The 3,119-nt window shown below is 66.5% G+C and carries 4 protein-coding genes; 1 reads left to right on the forward strand and 3 read right to left on the reverse strand.

The features are described 5' to 3' along the window. The 3 genes from acpS to pyrE form a co-directional block, all read right to left on the reverse strand. Positions 1 to 371: holo-ACP synthase (acpS, locus tag VJ811_RS02365; RefSeq protein ID WP_324070668.1), on the reverse strand; the 371-nt coding region annotated here is incomplete at its 3' end. 163 nt (positions 372 to 534) lie between these two features. After that, positions 535 to 1,266, reverse strand: coding sequence for a pyridoxine 5'-phosphate synthase (locus VJ811_RS02370; protein WP_324070669.1), 732 nt, complete (start codon positions 1,264 to 1,266; stop codon positions 535 to 537). A 23-nt stretch (positions 1,267 to 1,289) separates the two neighbouring features. After that, entirely contained in the window at positions 1,290 to 1,877 is a 588-nt protein-coding gene (pyrE, locus tag VJ811_RS02375; RefSeq protein ID WP_324070670.1) for an orotate phosphoribosyltransferase, read from the reverse strand. A gap of 232 nt (positions 1,878 to 2,109) precedes the next feature. Between pyrE and coxB the strand changes: the two genes are divergently transcribed. Next, positions 2,110 to 3,119 (forward strand): cytochrome c oxidase subunit II (coxB, locus tag VJ811_RS02380; protein ID WP_324070671.1); only part of this gene is annotated, 1,010 nt, incomplete at its 3' end.

Raw genomic sequence — 3,119 nt, forward strand, 5'->3', positions numbered from 1 at the left:
GCCTGCGCCCATGGATGATCGTCGGTCAGCGTCAAATGGATATGCGCGGTGTGCCCCGATGGGATCATCTGCGCGAGGCGTGCCGCGGCGCCGCCGGTGAGCGCCAGCGTCGGCGCGCCCGAGGGTGCGTTGACGACGCCGATGTCCTTCATGAACACGCCGCGCTTGAAGCCGGTGCCGACGGCTTTCGAGAAAGCCTCCTTGGCGGCGAAGCGCTTGGCGTAGGTGCCGGCGCGGGTGAAGGGGCGGCGCGCCGCCTTGGCCTTCTCGACCTCGGTGAAGACGCGATTCTCGAACCGCTCGCCGAAGCGGTCGAGCGACGCCTGGATACGCTCTATATTGCACAGGTCGGAGCCGAGGCCGATGATCATAAAAGATTCTCCCCATCTCGGATGGGGAGGGGGACCGCCCGCAGGGTGGTGGAGGGGTGGCGGGCGTAGCCCGCCGACTGCGTCGGCGACCCCTCCGTCAGTCCCTGCGGGACTGCCACCTCCCCATGGCTTCGCCACAGGGAGGATCTGGCCTCCGTCACGCTCACCCGCGCGCCTCGTCCATCAATGCGCGCATCCGCCGCACGGCATCTTCCAGCCCGGTAAAGATCGCCTCGCCGATCAGATAATGGCCGATGTTGAGTTCGGCGAGCTGCGGGATCGCCGCGACGGGGACGACATTCTCATAGGTCAGGCCATGACCGGCGTGCGGCTCGATACCGTTCTTCCACGCAAGCGCGGCGGCATCGGCGAGACGGCGGAGTTCGATGGCGCGTTCTTCGCCTTCGACATGCGCATAGCGGCCGGTGTGGAATTCGACGACGGGCGCGCGGAGGCGCATCGCCGCTTCGATCTGGCGCGCGTCGGGTTCGATGAACAGGCTGACGCGGATGCCGGCATCGTTCAGCCGTGCGACGATCGGCGCGAGGTGGTTGTGCTGCCCCGCCGCGTCGAGCCCGCCCTCGGTCGTGCGCTCCTCGCGCTTTTCGGGGACGATGCACGCCGCATGCGGCATGTGGCGCAGCGCGATCTCGACCATCTCGTCGGTCGCCGCCATTTCGAGGTTCAGCGGCAGGTCGGTCGCGGCCTGGATACGCGCGAGGTCGTCGTCGCGGATATGGCGCCGGTCCTCGCGCAGATGCGCGGTGATCCCGTCGCCGCCGACCGCCGCGACGATTTCGGCCGCGCGCACCGGGTCGGGATGCTCGCCGCCGCGCGCGTTGCGGATCGTCGCGACATGGTCGATGTTGACGCCGAGGCGCAGGCGCGAAGCCAAGGGAAGGGGGGGCGTGGAGCCGGTCAAGCCGCCTTGCTCCGGCTGCCGGGCTTCACCGCTTCGGTTCCTGCCAGCGTCTCGGGCAATTCATCCTCCGCATAGGTCGGGAAATTGATCGCGACGAGCGGATAGAAGGGCACGCCGAGTTCGACATTGCCCGCCGAGCGGTCGACAAGCGCGGCCTCGGCGATGACTTCGCCGCCCGCGGCGCGCACCGCCTCCATCGCCTCGCGCGACGACAGGCCGGTGGTCACGACATCCTCGACCATCAGCACCTTGGCGCCGGGGTCGATCGCGAAGCCGCGGCGCAGTTCGAAGGTGCCTGTCGGCCGCTCGACGAAAATCGCGGGCTTGCCGAGCGCGCGGCCCATTTCATGGCCGATGATCACCCCGCCCATCGCGGGCGAGACGACGATATCGATCGCCTGTTTGAGCTCACGCGGCAGCTTGGCGGCAAGCGCGACGGCGAGCCGTCCGGCGCGTGTCGTGTCCATCAGCACGCGCGCGCATTGCAGATAATATTCGCTGTGGCGCCCGGAGGAGAGAAGGAAATGGCCCTGCAGCAAGGCGTCGGCGGCGCGGAATTCGGCCAGGATTTCATCATCGGTCATGGGGGAATTGTTCTTTTGTCCAGTGCGTCGCCCGTGACAGGCGACCGGGTTTTGGCGGCGAAGATTATCCAGCCGCAAAATAGTGTTAGAGATGCTTGAGGCAAGCGGCAAGCGGGTCTATAGCGCCCGCGAGATTCAGCCCCTTACCGGCTGCCGCGACGCATGTCCGGCGGCTGTAGTAGAGGGGATGGGGCATCAATAAGAACAACAGGCAACGGGCGGCACTATCCTTATGAAGAGCTTGAAAACCCCTGTAATCAAGGTGTTAATTGCGGCGGCTTTGTCGCTGGGCGCGGTGGGTGCCGGCCATGCGCAGGCACCCGCGACGGCTCCGGCCGAAGCACCCGCTGCAACGGCTGTGGCGAATCCGGTTCCGGCCGCCGCCGATGCGGCTGCTCCGGCAGCGCCGCCGGTCGCAACGACCGCCGCAGCACCGGCTGGCGATGCCACTTACGTCCCGATGAAGCCGACCCCCGGGGTTGGCCAGCCGGTCGACGCGGGCATTGATTTCCAGCCGCAGGTCAGCCCGATCGGCGAACAGGCTTACTGGTTCAACCATGTGATCCTGCTGCCCGTCATCACGGTGATCACGCTGATCGTCCTCGGCCTCCTGCTCTGGGTGATGTTCTTCTTTCGCGCCAAGGCGAATCCGGTGCCGTCGAAGACGACGCATAACACCTTCATCGAAATCATCTGGACCGCCATTCCGGTGCTGATCCTCGCGGTGATCGCGGTGCCGTCGATCCGCCTGCTCGCGGCGCAATATGAACCGCCGAAGAAGGAAGCGCTGACGATCAAGGTCACCGGCTATCAATGGTATTGGGGCTATGCCTATCCCGACCAGGGCATCGGCGAATTTGTCTCGAAGATCCTGCCCGAAGACAAGGCGAAGGCCGCGGGCGAGCCCTATCACCTCGCCGTCGACAACCGCATGGTCGTTCCCGTCGGCCGCCAGGTGAAGCTGATCATCACTGGCGCCGACGTGATCCACAGCTTCGCGGTTCCGGCCTTCTGGACCAAGATGGACGCGGTCCCGGGCCGCGCCAACGAAACGACCTTCACCGCGAACAAGGTCGGCGTTTACTATGGCCAGTGCTCGGAACTTTGCGGCGTCGATCACGGCTATATGCCGATCGCCGTCGAAGTGCTCCCGGTCGACAAGTGGGAAGCATGGGTCCGCTCGAAGGGCGGCAACCCGGCCGGTCCGGTCGCCGCGGCGCCCGCCGCCGCCGCTCCGGCTGC

Origin of the sequence: Sphingopyxis sp. (assembly GCF_035250425.1) — a bacterium.
GTDB lineage: Bacteria > Pseudomonadota > Alphaproteobacteria > Sphingomonadales > Sphingomonadaceae > Sphingopyxis.

What these genes read in the sequence shown, in the direction of transcription:
- pyrE (WP_324070670.1), bottom strand. Translation starts at nt 1,877, where the DNA reads ATGACCGATGATGAAATCCTGGCCGAATTCCGCGCCGCCGACGCCTTG.